The organism is Enterobacter sp. SCRI0065, from assembly GCF_059766475.1.
The window spans coordinates 499,357-519,239 of the sequence record NZ_JCBAJB010000001.1 but is presented as its reverse complement, the minus strand read 5'-3'; the positions used below and the strand labels follow the sequence as shown (position 1 = coordinate 519,239).

Sequence of the window (19,883 nt, the reverse complement as noted above, 5' to 3'; positions counted from 1 at the left end):
CTACACCCGCTGTTATACAATAAAGATAGTGATAGTCTGAGAATCGGATCGCGTCTTACTTTGCCTCTACATCCTCAACATTAAAAGATTTGGCAAAAACTTTACCGATCTCGGCATTTAGTTTTAGTTGTACTGTTAAATCAACATTCTGTTCAACTTGTTCAGGTGAATCAAAAATCTGTTTACCACTTTCATCAACAACACAATAGAAGATCGCTTTATATGGATCTGAAACTTCTGCATGTTGAGTAATTGAAGGTAGTTTGATGTATACGGTACATTCTGGTGTTAGTTCTACTGGTGTTAACTTCACACCAATAGCTGTCATAAGATTAGTAAAATCCATTTCGCTTTATCCTTGTTAGTGGGTTTGTAGTATTTAGTACTTACGCACCAGTAACTTCACCAACCGCAATTGGAGCACCAGTAACGGAAACTACGAAATCACGAGTAACCACGCCGTCAAAATCCCCGTTCACAACGTCCGAGCTTACGTAACCATTCACGATGCTGTAATAAGCCGCACCATCTTGATCATCAATGTTCTGGAAATAAGTTACTTTAACTTGAATTAGGGTTTGTGCTGCTGCGGCTGCCGCAAGCATTTCCTGACCTACAGCACCTGGTTTCCAGTTAACAGTTAGAGTTAGATCCGGTACTGAACGAGAACCAAGCAATTTCTTCGCGTACTGTTGACCGAAAGTGTTCACACTAACAACGTTAGATTCCGCACCTGCCGCTGATGGAAAAGCACCAACTTCTTCAACAACAGTAAATGCTGTAGCTTGACCGCCACCCGCTGGAGCAGTTGCGATTTCCACTTTGACATTATTGCCTACAAAAATAGAATTAAAAGCCATGTTTAATATTCCTTTATATATTTGGGGCATCATTCCTTGACACCCCTTCTGTTTATTTATATATGTTGGTTGTAGTACTTCATGTAAAGTGCTAAACCTCTTAGTAGTTCACCTGTATAGAAGCCAAAGAACATTGAATTGTTCTGTGGTGTTGTAGGTGTTCCACTTCTGATAGCTGATGACCAGCCACCATTCATTACGTGATTAGCTGAAACTACGTTATAGTTCTGTTGAATTTCCGCGAATAGTAAATCAAGTAATTCGTGATCTGGATAACCTGCTATTGCCATCATTGAAGCACCAGCAAGCCATAAACCAGACATATGACCCGTAAAGCCATCATAGATAACTTCACCATCATATTTAAATCGTGTTGGTGCGTGACCATCATTATTTTTCATGAACCACTTCAAGTAATTCATCCAGTTTTGACAGTACGTAATAATGTTCTGCGGAATAGCATAATCACCACGTTGATATAGTTCATGGACTACATCACAACCACCAAAGAACGCACGAGGTTCATAACCTGACCATGCTTCTTCATACCAGTGCTGCATAATAAATTGATCTGGTTGTCCATCAGGTGAATATGCTAATGCGTCCTGACGGTTCCATACATAAGCCTGAGCACATGGACCAGGTAAAGTAGGATGGAATTTATTAGTAAACCAATCTTGAGCATCACATAAGAACTTAATACTATTATTTAGTCTGGTTTGATCAATTGTAGTACCTTTGAAACACCATATAGCGGGTAGTTGATAACCTGGATATGGTAGACCACGCCAACCGGAATACAGTTGAGCATATGGATCTGTGATGTTACTAAATGGTATTAGTCCGGGTGTATATGACAAACTATCAAGCATGTAATTACGAATTACACAATCACCTAAACGTGCTGTATATCCACTACTGGTACTATCGTTGAAAGTTAGAGAAACCAGTACTGAATAATCACCTGTACCACCATCATTATAAAGTGCTGGCAAATCGTTAACACAATACCAGTCAATACGACCTGAGACACTATCAACCGGATCGGTATCAAGTAATAGTGTAAACTCTTCACGTCCTGTTAGTGTTGGTTGTCCTGGCTGTTCATCACCTTCTTCATGATCCGGTTGATAAGAACTCAATTTAAAATCCAGTACATTAAACGTTTGTGTTACCCATGCCCCGTTGCTTGCTGGTAGCATAGCCCACCAACGCCAACCGAGATCATCAATAATACGAATGTTAAAATCATCAGCATATGTTCTATATGTGAAGGTGTTTAAGTCCTGTGTTTCATCATCAAAGATCCAGAAACCAACTGTAGAACTACCGTCAGAATCCATAGTAGTAGAAATCACGTTGTCATAGTACGTTCCAGCGATACCGGAAACATATTGAAGTGAAGTTACTGTATTATCCCCATAATCGGAAACCATTCGCATATCTGCTGTTAAGTACTGTCCACCATCAGGTTTAGCAATTCTGGTAAAATGGTTCATTGGGATATCCATAGATATAATACTGTTGTCAGTATTGGTAATGGGTAAACCGCAACGGTATCTAATAGCACCATCTTCTGTTTTAGTTTTATTAACTGTCATAGCTACAGCAAGGCTTAACGGTTTGCCAGTGGTATCAACACCACTATATTCAACATGGAATGATGAACTATTATTAAACTTGAACCATATAGATTGTTGTTCAAGTGTTGTTTGTGCTGAGGCACTTTGATTAATGACAATATAGCCTTCTGAATCACGTGAGTATGATGCTACTTGATCACTTGGATAGAAATAATCATATGAAATACCATCTGTAAAAGGCGTTAAAGCAATAGCACTTTTACGAAAGAACATATCAAATTTATCAATATCAGAATAACCAGTACAAGTAATTAGTGAATTCTGCCATGCTAAGTAATAGATACGCTCGCCTGTGATATCCCATAGTAGTTTACATGCCTGACAGAACCACAATTCAGCATCCGAGGCGTTATCAGAAAAGTCGAGCGTACCATAGTTATCAATAGGTACGTTTACTGGCCTGTTGTGCCAACGTTCATTACGCCCCATAAGATAGCCACCCTCTGATACAGGATTCTTCGTGGCGTAGTTGAATCGGTAATTGCCGTTTATAGACGTGTCTTTGAGCTGGACTGTACCGATCTGGCTTGTTAGCCCTTCTGCCAGTACATCACCATTGCTATCTACCTTGCGGCCTGTACGGTCAACAATCCAATCAACATCGTAGGTAGGGGCTTTAGTATCCCAATCAATGCTATCTTCACTGGCTAACCATGCGTAGGCAGTTGCGTTTACCTGATTCCAACCAAGACCCGCCCTTTCTGGAAAGGCAAACCATACCGCATCGAGGTATTCACCGTAGTTAGGTGAACCATGAGGTATCTGTGTTTGTCCGTTCGTCCATGTGAACAATACACCCTTGAACCCGCCATGAGTTGGATACTCTGGATCTAATGGGTAATGAGCCAGTACTGGAGCCTTGCCATTACAGATCCAGTTACAGCGTAGTGAACCATTAGGAGGATCGGGAAACGCTACCCCACGAAAGAACGCCAAATGATAGGCGTTGAAAAAGTCTTTAGCACGTTGTAGATAGTACGGTTCTTTGGTTGCCTGATACGCATAGATAGCACCAAGAATTGCTAAGGATTGTCCTTCTGTGGTTGCGTCACCGTCCGGTTGTGCCTCCCAGCCTGTTTCCGCTATAAAGTGCCTGTTGTTTGCTAAAACGTTTTGTGGGTTTAGTACAAAGTGATCTGTTTTATTGTCATTAACTAAACCCGTATTACGTTCTAAAAATTTCCAATGCCCTTCAATCATCTGTTGGGCATTGCTGATATTTTGTTTTCTTATCATTCTTGTAAATCCGCCATTAGTAAGGAGCCGTACCAGGTACTCCCCCCATCGACAGTTAAGAATTGAATCACATCAATTGAGTTCTGAGTAAAGGTTAATACTGGTTCACGACCATAAGACCAAATAACATTAGAAGGCCATGAAATTTTATTTGCCCCTGTTCCCTGTGTTAAACACATAGTAATAGTTTGGCTATTTAAGTTGCTTCCACTGGCATTGATTACACTTAGTTGTGTTACTGCTGCGGTTAGTGTTGCTTTGAAAACACGCTTACCATCAGACATATCAAGTTCTAAAGTATCTTCTACGTTATTTATTGTTAGAAGGTCTTGAGTGATAGTAACTTTGGTATCAATGTTCGCTTGTAGTGCGGCATCTTTAGCATCAATTTGTGCTTTTGAATACGTTCCAACATCGTTATAGTTCAAGGTTACGTTACTGTTAAGAGCATAACCGTTAATTGTAGTGATACGTAACGCAAACAATCCGTTACTTTCAGTACGGGAATATACATCACTAATATCTGCTGCTACTAATTGAATGTTAGTACCAGATAATGGCTTGTTATTGATTAAGAACGTTTTAGGCACATAAGTACTATTACTAAATGCCAATGATGCCATATCAGTTAGTTGTGTTGCCGTTAATGTGATATTAGAACTTAATGGTAATCCGTTAACAGTAACCGTTTTAGCAACAAAGGTATTATTAACCTGAGTCTGTGAATATACATCAAGAATATCTGCGGCTACTAAGTTCAACGCCGTTCCTGATAGTGCGTGTCCGTTTAACTGGAATACTTTCGGAACTACGTTTGAATCAATGTAGGTCTTAGAGTAAACATCACTAATATCTGCTGCCACTAAAGTGATGTTAGCTGTAAGTGCTTTACCATTGACAGTACGTGTGATTGGTACGTAGTTACTGAGATCTGTAGCGGCTGCCGCACCAAGTTCTGTTAACGTTGGTTTATCGGCACTGGTATAGACCTTGTACCATGCCCCGTTACTTGCTGTTGAGAAGTTACGAATGTTCAGTACTGGCGTACCAGTTTTGTTCATTACTAATTGAGTACCGTTCGAACCATCAAGGTTAGTGATACCCAACATATCAACACCTGTTGGTGCGTTGGCTGCTGCGATCTTAACGAATGAGTTACCATCACGGCCTTGATAGCTTGGGAACTCGTTACCGTTCGAACCAACACCCCAATCACCACGATAAAGTTCAACTACAGATTCATCAAGAATACCTGCTGATACTTGGCTTTCTGGTGTGAATACGTATGAGCGGGTAACAACCTGATCCATATCTGACGTATCTGATACGCTGGATAAGTACCCGTTATAAAGCACATAGTTTACGGTTGTATCGTTTGAACCTTCATCAAGCATTTCTACTTTGACTTGTACTAACTGCTGAGAATCAACAGCAGAATCAAGTACGGCGTTTTCACCTGGAACGTAGTTAACTTGAATAGTCATATCACCATATGAACTATCACCCGCTACTTTAGAGGTGTAAGTACTATCATATGTTTCTACAGTTGAAATAGTTGTTGATTCACTAAAACTTGGAAATGCTGAAAGATTTTCTACTTGAACAAAAGTACGGGCATTTGGAGCAACGTTGGTTGTATCTGTATTAATCCATACTGTGGTTAGATTCCCTAAAAATGTTTGAGCCATAATTATTCCCCATAGCTAAAAGATAGTGTTTGCGTGTGAACATATGCGGTTTCCGTGGCTTCGGCTTGGGAAGTCATTAGACTATCTTCAATTCGGATATTGAATAATGGCATTGGAAGTTGCTGGTTTAGTTCATCAAAGAAACCAGATGTATAAAGTGCTTCAAGAATCTTTTCTATTTCATCCGAAGCACTTTTAAATGATTGTCCGACAGCTACAAACTCAACTCGAAATTCACATAAATTTCTAATAGTTGATGGTACGATTTGATTGTTTACAATTTGATTTGCTTTGGCTATCTGTGTACGTTGTACTGAAGAATCACCAATGTAAACCATTGTGGTATCATCTACCGTTGCTTTTGATGGATATTGTAGATTAACAATTACTGCTAATTTATTAATCAAATACTTTCTTATTGTATAGTCTGCCGTGAACATATTATATTTCCTCTTCTAAATCGATCTTGCGAATATAGTGATAGTTAGAGATACCGCTTGTATCATCATCTATTCTATTTACTAGGTATTCGGTGTTATCAATTGTGAAGGTACTATTTAGTTTAATTCCTGACTTGGCACTAAAATATGTTACGGTAGTTTGACTATCATCGAAAAAAAGCTCGTCTTGTTCAAAAATTGCGGTAATCGTTATTGATACACCATCTTGAACAATGACGAGCTTTTCACCAAAAGCATTAAGTAGTGACTCTATTTGCGAGTTACTAAGAAATGCTTTCATTTGTCATACCTGTATTAAGCTAGGTTTAGTACTAGGAATGCTTCATCGTGTGCTAGAGCATGAGATTGGAAGCTGAAAGTACGTAGAACGATACCCATAGAGTTACGTTGAGTTGTATCATCGCGATCCATAGTTACTGAACCCCATTGAGCCATGATGATATTTGACCAATCGCCAAACACAATAGCACCAGCGGCAACTTGAGTAGATTCAATAATACGTACTGAATCAGCTAGAATACCGTCACCCATATAGCCTTGTAGCAAGTACTTAGCAGCGGTGTTAGAACCATCTAGAGTAGTACGCAATACAGCAGCGGTAGTAGGATGTACAATAGCAACTACATTCTCAACACGGACATTAGCAGCAGCTAGAGTAGCTAGAGCACTAATAACATCGGTTTTGGTTAGAGCAGCAGTTAGGGTTACTTCTGGAGCCTTAGCAACAACATCAGCAAGAATTAGACGTTCTAGTTTTAGAGCAGCACCCTTAACCATCGCATCTTGAATATACTGTTCAGCAGTACTAGCAGATTTGATTAGAGTACGAGTTAGTTCAACAGAACCGGTAAAGATTTCTGGCTTTAGAGTGATCTTCTCAAAAGCGGCGTTATAAGATGGTGATGGAGCACCTTCAGTAACATAACCGAAGTTATCAGTGAAATCAGCAGATAATTTAGGTAGAACTAGATTACCTTCACCTTCTAGATTTGCGAATACTTGTACAGGTAGAGTAGCAAATACTGACTGAGCACGTAGCACATCAATATAAGAATCTGCGTATACTTCTTTAACTAGAGCAGCACCGCCAACAGTAGTAGAAGTACGGACGAAATCACCCGCAGGGATTTCAGTTTTACCAGCAAAATTACCTTCACTTAGTGAACGAATTAGGCCATTTAATACGGATTTTTCCATTTTGATTTCCTTATCATGATTAGGATTTGTTTTTGTATTTAGTGTGCGTTTGAAGTCCTCAACTGAAATTCCATTTTCAATTGCTTCAGACACATCAATATTTAGAACTACGCCGATTGATTCCAATTCACGTTTACGTTCCACTTCTTCTGTAGAATCTTCTACTTCAGAATCATCAGTACTTTCTTGTACTTCTTCGCGTTGTTCTTCAACGTCGCTTTTATTTATCATTTGTTCAAGCAAGTCTGGACGATTAGCCATTAGTGCTAATAGTTCTTCATCGCTCATACGTACTTCTTCTTCAGATTCTTCTACTTCTTCTTGTTCAGTAATTTCTTCTTCAGATTCAACTTCAGTACTAACTACTTCTGATTCATCTTTGATTTCAGGTTCAGTACTTTCAATTTCGTTTTCATCTTCCATGATCATATCCTTCTGGTTGTCATCATTGTTATTTATCAATGAACGACCAACACCAGCCGATACATCAGCAGGTACAGTTACCAGTGATATTTCATATGGGGTGAATTGAGTTACGTAGATAATGTTACCTTCAATACGGTAATCATTAACTGTGTAACCAAAACTAATATGTGTTAATACACCTTCATTGATTTGTTCCCATTCTTTTTCCGAAGCATTGGAAATCTGTAAAACAGCACGACCTACTTTATCTGAATCAATACGTGCCGCTAGTACTTTGCCAATCAAATGATCTCGGTCATGATTAAAAAGTACTGCCCCTGAATTGTTCAAACGCAATAGGTCTACATTTTCTGGATTACATAGAAGTACTTCGTTATATAACTTTCCTTCTATTTCACGTGCAACAGGAGTTTCAGAACAAAAAGCAACTTCAACGGTACGATTATCAGAATTAATCGCCGTTGGTAGGGTTAACTCCCTCGTCTGGTTTTTGATTTTCATCTAGAACTTCCTTGTTCATATTTTTCTCATTCTCTATTTCTTGAAGTACAACACGTGGATCACCGCCCATTTCACTAATTACCTGTGTACGGGATTTCAAACCGGCATCAATAGCAGCTACTTCACATTGAATATCCTTCAATGGATCAAGTGAAATAGGTTTAGTAGGGATATAACGAGCACATACAAGATCATCGAAATCAGAAAAACTTAATTTCAACTTACTATTATTTAGCATTTCATTCTTTAACCAAGCTGTATAAATTGGCTTGAGTACTTTATTTATGAGTACATTAGTTCGAGTACTGAAAGTTGTAGCTTGTAGGCGTTCGGCAAGTTTCGCAGCACTAAATGACGCATCAGCAGTACTTCCCATCAGGGATTGCTTAGTGACATTTAAGCCCATTGAAATATTATCAAATAGTACATCTGTGAATTCTGCTATACCGTCAACACCATTACGAGGATCAACTGATTTAACATCTTGATTAGCATTTAATTCAAAGATAGCACCTGGTTCTAAGTACTCGTTATAAATCGCAGTATCTTGTTCACCTTCAGATAGTGCTAATTCATTGTTACTTCCATTATTGGTAATGAATGTGGTTACACTGGCTGAGATACGCTTCGCCAAAAGTGCCGCTTCCTGGAAGTTCTTTAGGTCTGCTAAAACTTTAGTACTGGCAATTAGATCCGGTATACCGCGTTCCTGTGTGGCATCATCCATAACAAAGTAATGTAGGATTTCACTTGCTGGTACAACTTCATAACTAGTAGCATCATATGTATATGTTACTGGATTATATTTAGCGAAATAGTAGTTTACAGGTTGACGGTACTTGTTATATTCAATCCCATTACTGATATATCCATCTGCCAGTACTGCGTTATTCAACTGAGTCAATCTAGCAGAATCAATAATTTCAATCTTGATAGAACGGTTGAAATTATGAATACGTACAAACGCTTCACCATCACGGCAACGATGTTTTTCTAGTACTTGTGCGAATAGATCAAAAGTCATTGAGCCATCATTAGAGAATTTACTAGCATCATAAGCCCAACGATCAAATAGTTTTTCTAGTTGTTGGTTAATGGTATGTTTGGTTTCTTCATCAACATCAATATCTACTGATGGCTTTACATAGATACCATTACTGCCTACTACACCATCTACAGAAAGCATCATGTATTTACGTGCGATTGGGTTTACTAGTGTTGCGTCACGTGATTGATTACGCCATTCTGATAAATGCCATTTAATGATGTTATTAATACTTACTGAGTTAGTACCGACACCAAAGCCGAAAGCATTCACACCATTACTAGTTGTACGAATCTGGTTTAAATCACGTTGTAATGTTTTACCAACATGTTCACGGACTTCATTAGTTTTCTGTACTGGTTTTGGTTGTTCAGGTTGTTTTTTCTTAAACCACATTAGCGAGTACCCCAACGATCTGGATAGTTAGGATCTCGGAATACAGTCATACTCTTAAATGGTTTACTAGAACCAGATGTAGGTTGACCATTCATTTTAGCCCATAGAGAATTAGCACGTTCAATATAACGAGCACGGATTGCTTCTAAGTTTACTAATGACTCACTAACTAGAGTTTTATTATTAATTGTAATGCTGTAGTTAGCACCACCTTGTATTTTTGCTTCAATTACCGCTTCGATCTCTTCAATCATCTTACGAATACGTGCGTATTCTTCAGTATGTTTTGTTGGATCGATTACTTCACATTGGGAAGTACTGGCAATACCATTAGTAATAGTTGTACAGAATAGCTTTTCTGAAGCAACGTTAGTTTCAAAGGTAATAGTAAATGGTTGTTCACTATCACTATTACTGTTATCTAATGTAATTGAATTACCAGTACTGACATATGAAATAACGAAAAGTGTTTTAGCAGGAATTGTTACAAGATAATCATATGGGTTTGAAACCATATAAATCTTTTCTGGTAAAATTGCCATTGGATATCCTTATCATTTTACGTTTTTCCAAACCAGTTTGAACCCACACCAGCACGCCTAGAACGTCTGGTACTTTGGGTAGGTTGTGATTCTTCTGGTTTATTTATCTTTTGTGGTAATGATTTGGCTTTATGTTCGCGTAGTTTTCTAAACGGTTGCGTACCTAATTGTGATTGGGAATATACGATTGCGATCATTCCATAGACCAGACAATCTAGAGCCTCGTTTCTCTTCTGCCCTTTCTTTAGTCGCCATACTAATTTACCACCAGCAGGTTTTAACTCTTCGGCTGATAGTTGTTCAAAGTAATCTGATGGTAGAGTACTGGAAAAGCGTAATTGAATTGGTGCGTTCTCTGCTTCAGTACTGAGCATCAAGTTTAAAAGTTTACGAATAGTATTCTTTTGCTCATGAACATTAAGGATCTGAAGTTTATATCCGGCTTGTGTACTCTGTTTGAATAAGTCACTTGTAGTACTGCTAGAACCCTTAATAGGATGATACTTAGCCCAACGTGCGGTAAACTTCTTAACAGTATCAGTGGCGTTACCATTCGAACTATCCACGAACACGGCAAGTGTAGGTACTATGCGACCGTCAAGACTTCGGAAATCTTGACGACAAAACTGATCTAAGTCCTTCCATGCTTGAGATTCAATCTTGGTACAGTCATGACCATAGAAGAATTCGTGAGAAAGCACGTAAATGTTCTTTTCATCAAAGCCTAATATAGTAGCTTCCAGGCGATCTAATTGTTGGTCAACACCAATACATATACCTAAAGTACTTTCAGGTATTTTATGTAGATTAAATTCATCTTCACGTAATGATTCCAATCGAAGTATATCTAGTTCTTTTGCGTATTCATCTTCATAGGGTAATCCCAATTCATTATTATAAAATGTTTGAAGATTGAAATTATAAAGAGCATCGGCAAACTTACTAACCATTTCTGAAATAGTATTCAATGGGGAATACATACGCGAAATCTGATAGCCAACCACACCCGGATCACCAACAGTACTAGTAGCTATCCATCGACCGTTATCGATCATTTGGTGGCGTGTATGCTCGTCTATCTCTTCCTGACAATGAGGACAAATTAAACGTGTAGTTGTACTGTCTGGTATTGCTCTACCATTCTCAAGTTGTTTGAATTCAAATGCTACTTGTTCCCATTCAAAAGTATTTTCATGACCGCAAGTGTGAGTAACAAACCAACGGCGTTTATCAGAGAGGTTATATTCTGAGTTAATTAAATCATCTTTATATAATGGTGTACTTGAAATAACTACTAGAGCATCATCACCGAAAGTACTAGTACGTGCTTCTGCTAGTTTTATTGGTGAACCTTCTTCTGTAATAGAAACATTACTCACCTCATCCAATAGAACTACACGACAAGTAATACCGCGTAGGTTTCCTGGTGTATTGAGGTTTAGCCAGTACACAAAAGTACCGTTTATCATTTGTGTTTGCTTCGCGTTGTTCGCGGCGTTCTTATCATTCTTGTCTGTAACTAATGGGCTTAGTACTTCACTGGTTTCAATAGCTGGTAGAAATTTACCATCCTTGAATTTCTTCACTTCAGATTCAGAAGAACTACCAAAAGCAAAATTACATGGATCATTTGCCATCAGGTTAAATGCTATGGATTGTAAAACAGTGGTTTTTAAAAGCTGACTACATGACTGTAGAATGATCTTTTTAGTACTTCTATGTTGTGCTATATCCATTGGTTCGCGTTGAAAGGAAAACGGAACCCAATCAAGCCCCATATTCGGCCCGTCAACAAACTTAACTACACCATTACTGATCCATTGGCTTGTTTTCTGTATCTTCGGTGGCTGTATCGTCGGCAGTACTTTCATTAGTACTTGCGTTAATTTCTTCTTGTTCGTTTCCATCTTCTAATATTTCTTCATCCGTGGGTAGTTCAAATTCCATGCTTCCTAGCTGGAATAAAGTACTATCAATATGTTGTTTTAATATATCTCGTAAATCTTTTGCGTCTGTCTGTGCGAATAGTTCCAAGTATGTTTTACTAGGGATAGCTCTCATTGCTGTTTTAACTTGAAATAGGTATTCAGTTAGTACTTGTTCAAGATATTCAGTACTAACTACCGTTCCATGTTTCACCTGTAATTCAAGTTCAGATAATGCCGCTTCTGCTTTTAGTTTACGTAGGCGTTCTTGATCTATTTGTTCACGTGTATCGGTATTACGCAATGGTAGAATTACATTCTGTACTATCCATGCTCGTGTATCAGCTTCTTCAGTACCTTGACCAATTGGCATACCCTGTGCTTTCCATTCTCGTACTGTTGATTCGTTGTACCCGTACTGTTTCGCAAGCTGATTCATGCTAATGTTCTTATTCATTTGTATAACGTTTCGCCTCTTTATTATTTTTTCACATATATTTAAAACAAAGTGCGTCGAAATCTACGCGGTGTTTTAAAGCCCAAAGAGAACCTAAATGACAAAGGTTCTCATTTTGTTGAGTTATTTTTCTTCTCTGAATTGATTGATTAATAGAGCAATTCGATAGTTATCTATAGGTCTACCGTTCAGTGATTCATCTTGTATTAATTCCTGAGTCAAGCACTGTAGATAGTCGAGGTGTACACGCTCTGAGCCTTTGTAATTGTCTATTGTGCTCCAGTCATAAACCCATCTACCGATTGTGTAGCTGTGTTGGTGATTCACTGTGATGTATTTATAGCTGAGTACTAAACTGTGATGGTTGATGAATAGCTTGTATGATTCATCAAACGTGATATGAGCGTTGATTAGCTTATCTGAACGGGAATACTCATAACCTGTATAAGTACCGTCTATGATGCTTGTAGAGCCTTTAGGGAAGTGTAATGTTATGTTCATAGGTATACCCCATAGTTGTTGTCTATAGGGTATTTACTATGGTGTTAGAGAAGGTTGTGTATCTTGTCAAACGGTACTGATCGGTACAGGTATCCTTGTACTGCCGTTACTCCAGCATCGCGTAGTACTGGTAGCTCTTGCCGCTGCTCTACTCCCTCTACGATTACATAGGGGCAATAGTTCATGATGTTCTTCATCAGTACGTTGAATGTTGGTTTTTGTACTTCCTCACGGTAGAACGCCCTATCGATTTTTACCGCTTCATAGCATCCAGTAGTTAACGCCGCAACGTTAGCCCGACCGGAACCAAGATCATCAAGGAACAAGCGATAGCCTACGTTTAACAGTGTTCGTAACACCGGATGATCTATACCCAATTCCAACCCTTCAAAGTCTTCTGAGATCTCCAACCTGACAAACTCCAGCTTATCCAGTAAGTGAGTTATACCACTGTCATATACACATAGCCGTGCCTGTAAGGTATCAACATTAACGGTACAGAAAAGCCGGTGATCCCTGAACCATGACGCACGTAATTCTATGGCCTGTAGTTGTCGTGTGAGTAGTTCCTTTTTCCTTTCAATATCCATAGTCATGATGAAGTACTTACTGTTCAGTACAGGCAAGTCCTGGCGATGGAAACGGGTTAACAATTCACAACCAACCAGTTGGCCTGAAGTTGTCATGATCGGCTCTGCTATAAAGCTAGTTATTATCATCAAATTGATCTCTTTAATCGATCGATACTCTATTATTGATCGTTATAATCTATTAGCATAGAAACTATTCGCCTAAAGAAAATCATTTAACTTATTGAATATGATCGTTTTTATTGAATTTTTAGCGTTTCGTCTTGTTCTTCAGCATTACACTGTATAGATTTACAGTATCTAACGGTTAGTGGAGGGCTAAGAAATGGGCAATAAGAACGGTTACGATCCATCCATACGTAGAGGTGTTCATCAGTTCTCACACGCTGGGGTTTGGTTCACGGTATGTTATCGGGGAAGTGTTCTTGAGCAATTCAAGTTTGGTGATCGAGTGATATTTGAAGGTTCTGTAGGTGGGGTGTTCTGGCTGGGAACGGTGGAAAGGGATTGTTTTGTACTGATTAGCGAAACGCCATTCAAAGAGGTTTTGGATGCTTTGAGTTATCTACATGCTGAACACCTTGTGATTGAACAACATGCTGATGATTGGTTTTGTGGGCAAGAAGAACTGCCATTCTAAAAAATGCCCCTACACATTGACGGCCCCATTGAGTAGGACAGTTCATGTTATTGGGGCATATTCAATTACTTAATAAGTATTGTGTAAAATCTTCTTGTTTGTACTACTGCGACAATAAAGCACCCAATAGCAAAGCATATTTTCATACCATCTTCTATTGGGTGTACATTTAATACATATCTAATTATAAAGTTGAACACTGAAAGCGTTACAAACCAATACAGTAGGAAATACAAAAATGAAAACAGGCGGCAAAGTATATTGCTACTTTTAATATCAAAAATCTTTGCTGTCAGTTTTGTTAATGGTGAGAAAAGCATCGCGATAAAACCAGGTATTATAGTAATTAGAAATATCGCAACAAACATCAAAGGCACTTTTACATATTCATTGCCATTTGGACCAATTATAATAATCAAACCAGTGACAGCCGTGATCAGCCCACCAATCAATAGTTCTTTCGTTCCCTCGAACATCTCAGAGATATTTTCAACAGTAATTTTCATTTTACCACTCTTCACTATAGGCAAGTTCTGAATGATAATATCATTTACAAATTGAAAAAGCCCTGTAGATTCACATCATACAGGGCTTAGTACTGAAATTTTCAGATTACTTCGCTACTACCTGCCAGCGTCCACCAGGCTTTGTAATCTCATACTGGTATTGATCATCACACCATACATCTATACGGCCTGAGAAGTTCGCATTGCTAAACGTAGTGACTTTATCGCATGTGTAATCACGCTGGATAAGAGCCTGAGCGAAATCCTTAGCGTCCTGTAACTCTTGATTGGTGAGCTGGGTAGACGGTTCTTCGTGCTGTGCTTCATGCTTAACATCTCCACCTGAGATTTTGAAATACAAAGCGATGAGCACCAATAAAACTACAATAATTTTCCCCATTAGTAACCCTTGTGAACTATCTGGAATACAAGAGGTTGTTTCAACATCCTCTAAGTCACAATGGGTAGTATCGGCCTTATGTAGAATTTCTTTACTTACATGTAAACTGAAGGGGGAGTAACAGTACTGAGGGCTGTCGTATGGTAGCTTCACGCCACACCCACACCTTCAACAAACCTACCCATAGTGGGGGGCGTGAGGTTATGAGTGTACTTTAGGTATGATATAGAGGTAAAGCCATATAAGATTATCGATAAGTTTTTTTAAAGTTAATCCAAAAGCTCAATGCCCTTACCAAGTAGTAAAGGCATTGAGAAAATTAATAGCTAAGCTGTTTTATCTCTGTTGGTGAGATTGGATACTGATATTCAGGAATAATCATTCTACAAAACATATCAAATCTTGTAAGATGTTCCTTAACCTGGTCGATTGGAACGCCAATATTGCGTAATGAATTGATAAGAATATCATTGTCAAAGTCGGGTCTTCCATAATACGCACATTTATTATCAATGATGTGATTATAGAACTGTAGTACATCATTATAAGTTTGAATTTCAGTATCAGTTTTATAATCAAATGATTTTATTGACATGTTTCCATCAATGCTTTCAATGCTGACTCGTAAACTATCGAAATATAAAAAAGCACTACGGAATTCACTCTGAGGCATTTCTATATTTTGGTCTGAGATATAAATGAAACTCTCCGCTCTCAGCTCAAGTAGATTAGAAAAAAGATCACCCTTATCTATTGTTACTAAACCATCAGTACGTGTATAGACGCCATCCTCAAAATGATAATAGTAATATTTTTCATTATCAACTAACTTATAAAAACCAGTAATATCATCTTTCATGCGAAAGATTACACCATCCACTAATTCTATAGCAGAATAGTCACATTTTTTATAATTCATTTTCTTCCTTAACTAGGGTACGTAGAACATAATATAGTCTATATATGAAATGTCGGGATACGTTTGAGGATTAGTTAGTAAAACTTCATGTGAACTAAGGATAGTCCGGGCTAACTGAGTAAACGAATCATCGCGGCTATCACTCAGGCGATATATCTCATATATACCATTATCAAGGGAAAGAATTTTATAGCACATAACGATTCTAGATATTAATTTGTCAGCCTTATATAGTCATAGCGAAGTGCCAGACTTTCAATATCAATTAATTTACAAGAGTTAAACAAGTAACCTTGTACACCCCATACCTCTAAACGTCTAGCTAGTTCAAGTTGTTCATCTGTCTCTACGCCCTCAAAGACGATTTTATTACATTTATTTTTATAGAGTATCAAACCTTTGAATGGCTGTTCTTTCTTGGCTTCCCGCCAGAAGTATTCACGATCAATCTTAATCAATTCATACTGAGAAGCATCAACCATGCTTATATCACAATATCCTGCTCCCAAATCATCCAGCCATACCTTACCAAATCTAGTACATAGTGCTTCTATTAGTTTAGTACGGGTGTGTAGTTCACATGTTGCTAGACTCTCTGAAATTTCAAGCCGCACATAATTCATACCCTTTAATAGGCAATCTTCTTCAGGTGTGCGATTGATACATTCAATCATATCCCTGTTAACATTAAGACTACACAACAGATTGTTCTTTGTGAAGAAATCACTTTTTTCTTTGATAGCAGTGACTTGCTCTCTGAGTAACAAACATCTTTCTTCATTGCTCATGCTCTGAATGACAGTATCCGGCGGGTAAAACTTACCATACTGATCTTGGAAGCGAGTTAATATTTCAACCCCTCTTAACCTCATTGAAACTGGGTCTACTAATGGCTCCACTATGAAAAAATGTTTCATATCAATCACTTCCCCGTCTTGAAGTATTGTAAGTAATCTAAATGAGAATAAGTTAATAAATTTTATTAGTTAGCGAGCTATACCTATAAACATACCTGTTATCTACATGTTTTCAAGGTTTCGAATGTAAATTGTATACTTGTCTCTAATATCCGGTTTTCAGAGGGTTTAATATTTTGTTTCAATCATTTACGTAAGTATCATCTTTCCTAATGATTTCTTAATGTTAATCGGTGCTAATAAAGTCACAAATAGACCATAAAGGTTATATGGGATTATCTGGTGATTCTACCTTTAGATGATCAGATAAGATATTAATTACTCGGATTATTGTACCTAACTCTTAGTTAACTAATGATTGTTGGAAGTATACTGCCTCATCATCTGATAAGTCCTTAGTTCTGGTAGTACTTTACCAGTTATTGATTAATTAATCGTAAGGGCTTAAACAGCCCGATAGCCCGACAAGGGCAAAGCCCGCGTAGTTACTCCAAAAGACGGCAGACCCAAAACATTATTGGTTTTCACTTCCTTCAGTAGTCGATAGAAAAAACAAAAGGCGTGGCGTTCTTCGAGTGACTAGCGAGAAAAACGCAGGTTTACGATCTTATCTTTTTGGTTTTACAGAGACTAACGAGCAAAGCGAGTTAGGCTCTATGAGACTTAATAGACAAGTAAGGCATTTACTTTAAAGTGTATATTATATTAAGTTACGGGAATCAATATATAGTATGTAACCCGTTGATTTTACTACTATATATTGTGGCATCAACCGTATTTTACTCATAATAACCGTATTTTCGACGTATACAATACGGTTATAGTTACGGTTATTATTCCCATATGAATCAATTACTTATTCATTGCTACTAGTCGTTCAATTAAGGTAATAAGATCCGCACCTTCATCTTTTAGCAGTTCAACTAGTGCTACATGTTCTTCAGTTACGGTTTTCTTTGGTTTGTATTGCTCCATTCTATTAAGGGATTTCCCTTCCTTTACTAGTACTTCAAACGCCTGTGATACCAGGGTTGCTATGCGTTTGTATTTTTCACGCGATGATTTACTATCTGGATATTTTTGATTTTTATTCTGTCTGAATAATTTTAGATGTTCAAATACCATCACTTCACTGATTTCAGGAGCATTCTTTACTATCGCAAATACATCTTCTTCCGGTACACGGTGTTTACCTAGAAAAGTACTTTCCTGGATTATTCCACGCATTACTTCTTTTGCTTCACTAGATAGTGAATTAAAGCAAATGAAACGTAGTTCATTCTGGATCATTTGATTATTGTGTATTGTTTCTTTTCTTGCCATTATAATTACCCCTTAATATGGGGCTGTCACTCCTACATGATAGCCCCTAAGTTATTATGCTTGTTTGATAATTCTTGTGTAACTATGTCGTGTAGTATTACGGTTCCATAGTTGATTGAAGTGGGATGTAATCCCAATGTATGAGTACTTTCCAGTATTCCACGCATCAATGATTTGTACTTTCTCTTCTTCGGTGAATCTATTCCAGCTACGTTTATTTTTCGCTTTTGCCATATTCTCTTTTTGTGTAATCCATTGTAGGTTATCCACGTGATTGTTTAGGGGATTACCATCAATATGATCAACAACTAATTTCAATGATTCATCACGTTCAATAAAAGTTTCTGCGATTAGTCGATGTACTTCTACAGTTCTACTATCACCACCTTTGACAGATAGTGATACTTTGTAGTACCCATTAGATTTTGAAGGGGTTAGCTTTAGTAGTGTTTCTGTCTTAGTATTGAATACTTCACCTTCATTACTTACTACATAATATTCATATTTTGTTTCTTTCCAAATTTTCATATATAACTTCCATATTACCCGCGTTACTTCCTGTAATCGCGTTTCTACTTATTGTGTGGTTAGTAGACAACCAATTAACTACTTACTGTTTAGTACCATGTACTGATCAATTAAGTAACCTACAGCAGAAGATAGAGTACCTTTTGATATCTTACCTTCATCAATCAATTTCTTTAGTACTTCAACCTGTGAATTAGATAAACGTGCGGTTATTACGTTATCTTTTCTATCCTTAGATTTATTTTTCTTCATTTAATTACCTCATGTAATTTGTATACGTATACGTTATTTATCCCAAGCAAAAAAGATAGCCCTTTTAGGGGGCTATACTTTAGCAATATAGGAGAATTATAATGTTACCATCTATTTAGTCTCTGATGGCTGGAGAAATGGAATTATGCTTCGCAGTTCGGCTAGGTGAACATTTTCGATCACTCAGAAAGCCATATCTATATTATAGGACATTTTTTGCGTCTGTCCCAAATATGTTATAGATACCTACATTATACCGTGAAAAAATCACCCGTTCCAAAATTCTTAGGACTTTTTCTTTCGTAATTTATCAGTACTTTTATTTATGTGTTGTCTTACGTGACGTTCTACAAATGGTATCTTTAGTGGAAGTGCTAGTACTGTGAGAATCATAAACATCAATACTAGTATTGTGTAGATTGGGAATAGTAAGATTTCAATTAATAGTTTTAGCATGTATACGCCTCCTGTATTGTATACATTTATTTATATATTGAGGCGTAATCATGTGAGTTATTGTAATAGAAGTACTGATACGAACATACTCTTTGCTGTAACGCGTTTTGAGAGGCTCTATCACTAAACCACACCAACGCATTGCCATATACGAAAAAGCCTCGTATACGAGCGTACACGAGGCCAAAATTAATTTTAAAACGTATAAATCTTGTTTTTAAGATAATCAGATAGTTCTCAGAAAGTTAGATAGTCTGCCTTTCGATTTATGATAGCTTTTACTATTCAACGTTAATGATAGTTAGCTTTACTATTGTTCTTCAAACATAAAAACACCCTGCTAATACCATCAAATACTAGCAGGGCAAAAAAATGTATCGTATTTCGCTTACGTCCCATGATAACTATCATCAAAGTACTGCTAACTACTCAACTGATACTACTTTATTATTATTGTCAATTTAACTATAGACT

The 19,883-nt window shown here is 37.6% G+C and carries 20 protein-coding genes; 1 reads left to right on the top strand and 19 read right to left on the bottom strand.

Features of this window, described 5'->3' with window-relative positions:
• Positions 1-55: 55 nt before the first annotated feature.
• From AC6EMZ_RS02525 to AC6EMZ_RS02470, 12 genes are all read right to left on the bottom strand, one after another.
• A complete protein-coding gene (locus AC6EMZ_RS02525) occupies positions 56-346 on the bottom strand; it encodes a hypothetical protein (protein ID WP_023310829.1) in 291 nt (96 codons plus the stop codon).
• A 40-nt stretch (positions 347-386) separates the two neighbouring features.
• Positions 387-860, bottom strand: coding sequence for a phage tail protein (locus AC6EMZ_RS02520; protein ID WP_180252091.1), 474 nt, complete (start codon positions 858-860; stop codon positions 387-389).
• A gap of 56 nt (positions 861-916) precedes the next feature.
• A complete protein-coding gene (locus tag AC6EMZ_RS02515) occupies positions 917-3,739 on the bottom strand; it encodes a hypothetical protein (RefSeq protein ID WP_498400810.1) in 2,823 nt (940 codons plus the stop codon).
• The gene (locus AC6EMZ_RS02510; protein WP_180252089.1) at positions 3,736-5,427 is read right to left on the bottom strand and encodes a hypothetical protein; all 1,692 of its coding nucleotides are present in this window, start codon (positions 5,425-5,427) and stop codon (positions 3,736-3,738) included. Before AC6EMZ_RS02510 ends, AC6EMZ_RS02515 begins: the two co-directional genes overlap by 4 nt.
• Before the next feature lie 2 nt (positions 5,428-5,429).
• A complete protein-coding gene (locus AC6EMZ_RS02505; RefSeq protein WP_041461134.1) occupies positions 5,430-5,867 on the bottom strand; it encodes a hypothetical protein in 438 nt (145 codons plus the stop codon).
• 1 nt (position 5,868) lies between these two features.
• Positions 5,869-6,168, bottom strand: coding sequence for a hypothetical protein (locus AC6EMZ_RS02500; RefSeq protein ID WP_059305900.1), 300 nt, complete (start codon positions 6,166-6,168; stop codon positions 5,869-5,871).
• Between the two features lie 14 nt (positions 6,169-6,182).
• Positions 6,183-8,012: a phage major capsid family protein gene (locus tag AC6EMZ_RS02495; RefSeq protein ID WP_180252088.1), complete on the bottom strand. Its 1,830-nt coding sequence runs from the start codon at positions 8,010-8,012 to the stop codon at positions 6,183-6,185.
• The gene (locus AC6EMZ_RS02490) at positions 7,963-9,453 is read right to left on the bottom strand and encodes a phage portal protein (protein WP_180252087.1); all 1,491 of its coding nucleotides are present in this window, start codon (positions 9,451-9,453) and stop codon (positions 7,963-7,965) included. The genes AC6EMZ_RS02495 and AC6EMZ_RS02490 overlap by 50 nt, the downstream gene beginning before the upstream one ends.
• The gene (locus tag AC6EMZ_RS02485) at positions 9,453-9,995 is read right to left on the bottom strand and encodes a hypothetical protein (RefSeq protein WP_139784147.1); all 543 of its coding nucleotides are present in this window, start codon (positions 9,993-9,995) and stop codon (positions 9,453-9,455) included. The genes AC6EMZ_RS02490 and AC6EMZ_RS02485 overlap by 1 nt, the downstream gene beginning before the upstream one ends.
• Positions 9,996-10,012: 17 nt before the next feature.
• Positions 10,013-11,866: a terminase gpA endonuclease subunit gene (locus tag AC6EMZ_RS02480; RefSeq protein ID WP_498400809.1), complete on the bottom strand. Its 1,854-nt coding sequence runs from the start codon at positions 11,864-11,866 to the stop codon at positions 10,013-10,015.
• Positions 11,805-12,359: a terminase small subunit gene (locus AC6EMZ_RS02475; protein ID WP_228722988.1), complete on the bottom strand. Its 555-nt coding sequence runs from the start codon at positions 12,357-12,359 to the stop codon at positions 11,805-11,807. The genes AC6EMZ_RS02480 and AC6EMZ_RS02475 overlap by 62 nt, the downstream gene beginning before the upstream one ends.
• Before the next feature lie 563 nt (positions 12,360-12,922).
• Positions 12,923-13,564 carry an EAL domain-containing protein gene (locus tag AC6EMZ_RS02470; protein ID WP_180252085.1) on the bottom strand — a complete coding sequence of 214 codons (642 nt, stop codon included), beginning with the start codon at positions 13,562-13,564 and terminating at the stop codon, positions 12,923-12,925.
• 229 nt (positions 13,565-13,793) lie between these two features.
• On the opposite strand from AC6EMZ_RS02470, the gene AC6EMZ_RS02465 reads away from it, so the two are divergent.
• Positions 13,794-14,108 carry a hypothetical protein gene (locus AC6EMZ_RS02465; protein WP_059305895.1) on the top strand — a complete coding sequence of 105 codons (315 nt, stop codon included), beginning with the start codon at positions 13,794-13,796 and terminating at the stop codon, positions 14,106-14,108.
• A gap of 65 nt (positions 14,109-14,173) precedes the next feature.
• Here the strand turns inward: AC6EMZ_RS02465 and AC6EMZ_RS02460 are convergent, their stop codons facing one another.
• The 7 genes from AC6EMZ_RS02460 to AC6EMZ_RS02430 form a co-directional block, all read right to left on the bottom strand.
• Positions 14,174-14,614, bottom strand: coding sequence for a hypothetical protein (locus AC6EMZ_RS02460; protein WP_059305894.1), 441 nt, complete (start codon positions 14,612-14,614; stop codon positions 14,174-14,176).
• Positions 14,615-14,720: 106 nt separating this feature from the next.
• Positions 14,721-15,014 (bottom strand): hypothetical protein, encoded by a 294-nt coding sequence (locus AC6EMZ_RS02455; protein WP_059305893.1) that lies wholly within the window; start codon positions 15,012-15,014, stop codon positions 14,721-14,723.
• A 319-nt stretch (positions 15,015-15,333) separates the two neighbouring features.
• Positions 15,334-15,933, bottom strand: a complete 600-nt coding sequence (locus tag AC6EMZ_RS02450; RefSeq protein WP_180252084.1) for a hypothetical protein — start codon at positions 15,931-15,933, stop codon at positions 15,334-15,336.
• 212 nt (positions 15,934-16,145) lie between these two features.
• Positions 16,146-16,850, bottom strand: coding sequence for an EAL domain-containing protein (locus AC6EMZ_RS02445; RefSeq protein WP_213844391.1), 705 nt, complete (start codon positions 16,848-16,850; stop codon positions 16,146-16,148).
• Positions 16,851-17,702: 852 nt separating this feature from the next.
• The gene (locus AC6EMZ_RS02440) at positions 17,703-18,173 is read right to left on the bottom strand and encodes a hypothetical protein (RefSeq protein ID WP_498400807.1); all 471 of its coding nucleotides are present in this window, start codon (positions 18,171-18,173) and stop codon (positions 17,703-17,705) included.
• 54 nt (positions 18,174-18,227) lie between these two features.
• A complete protein-coding gene (locus AC6EMZ_RS02435; protein WP_180252081.1) occupies positions 18,228-18,701 on the bottom strand; it encodes an HNH endonuclease signature motif containing protein in 474 nt (157 codons plus the stop codon).
• Positions 18,702-18,779: 78 nt separating this feature from the next.
• Complete coding sequence (locus AC6EMZ_RS02430) at positions 18,780-18,953, bottom strand: hypothetical protein (RefSeq protein ID WP_180252080.1); 174 nt, start codon at positions 18,951-18,953, stop codon at positions 18,780-18,782.
• Between the last annotated feature and the right edge of the window lie 930 nt (positions 18,954-19,883).

Coding starts and splice junctions, on each gene's coding strand:
- AC6EMZ_RS02490 (WP_180252087.1), bottom strand. CDS start 9,453: ATGTGGTTTAAGAAAAAACAACCTGAACAACCAAAACCAGTACAGAAA.
- AC6EMZ_RS02510 (WP_180252089.1), bottom strand. CDS start 5,427: ATGGCTCAAACATTTTTAGGGAATCTAACCACAGTATGGATTAATACA.
- AC6EMZ_RS02475 (WP_228722988.1), bottom strand. CDS start 12,359: ATGAATCAGCTTGCGAAACAGTACGGGTACAACGAATCAACAGTACGA.
- AC6EMZ_RS02520 (WP_180252091.1), bottom strand. CDS start 860: ATGGCTTTTAATTCTATTTTTGTAGGCAATAATGTCAAAGTGGAAATC.
- AC6EMZ_RS02445 (WP_213844391.1), bottom strand. CDS start 16,850: ATGAAACATTTTTTCATAGTGGAGCCATTAGTAGACCCAGTTTCAATG.
- AC6EMZ_RS02515 (WP_498400810.1), bottom strand. CDS start 3,739: ATGATAAGAAAACAAAATATCAGCAATGCCCAACAGATGATTGAAGGG.
- AC6EMZ_RS02495 (WP_180252088.1), bottom strand. CDS start 8,012: ATGAAAATCAAAAACCAGACGAGGGAGTTAACCCTACCAACGGCGATT.
- AC6EMZ_RS02465 (WP_059305895.1), top strand. CDS start 13,794: ATGGGCAATAAGAACGGTTACGATCCATCCATACGTAGAGGTGTTCAT.
- AC6EMZ_RS02455 (WP_059305893.1), bottom strand. CDS start 15,014: ATGGGGAAAATTATTGTAGTTTTATTGGTGCTCATCGCTTTGTATTTC.
- AC6EMZ_RS02430 (WP_180252080.1), bottom strand. CDS start 18,953: ATGAAGAAAAATAAATCTAAGGATAGAAAAGATAACGTAATAACCGCA.
- AC6EMZ_RS02435 (WP_180252081.1), bottom strand. CDS start 18,701: ATGAAAATTTGGAAAGAAACAAAATATGAATATTATGTAGTAAGTAAT.
- AC6EMZ_RS02470 (WP_180252085.1), bottom strand. CDS start 13,564: ATGACAACTTCAGGCCAACTGGTTGGTTGTGAATTGTTAACCCGTTTC.
- AC6EMZ_RS02450 (WP_180252084.1), bottom strand. CDS start 15,933: ATGAATTATAAAAAATGTGACTATTCTGCTATAGAATTAGTGGATGGT.
- AC6EMZ_RS02500 (WP_059305900.1), bottom strand. CDS start 6,168: ATGAAAGCATTTCTTAGTAACTCGCAAATAGAGTCACTACTTAATGCT.
- AC6EMZ_RS02525 (WP_023310829.1), bottom strand. CDS start 346: ATGGATTTTACTAATCTTATGACAGCTATTGGTGTGAAGTTAACACCA.
- AC6EMZ_RS02480 (WP_498400809.1), bottom strand. CDS start 11,866: ATGAAAGTACTGCCGACGATACAGCCACCGAAGATACAGAAAACAAGC.
- AC6EMZ_RS02440 (WP_498400807.1), bottom strand. CDS start 18,173: ATGGCAAGAAAAGAAACAATACACAATAATCAAATGATCCAGAATGAA.
- AC6EMZ_RS02505 (WP_041461134.1), bottom strand. CDS start 5,867: ATGTTCACGGCAGACTATACAATAAGAAAGTATTTGATTAATAAATTA.
- AC6EMZ_RS02485 (WP_139784147.1), bottom strand. CDS start 9,995: ATGGCAATTTTACCAGAAAAGATTTATATGGTTTCAAACCCATATGAT.
- AC6EMZ_RS02460 (WP_059305894.1), bottom strand. CDS start 14,614: ATGAAAATTACTGTTGAAAATATCTCTGAGATGTTCGAGGGAACGAAA.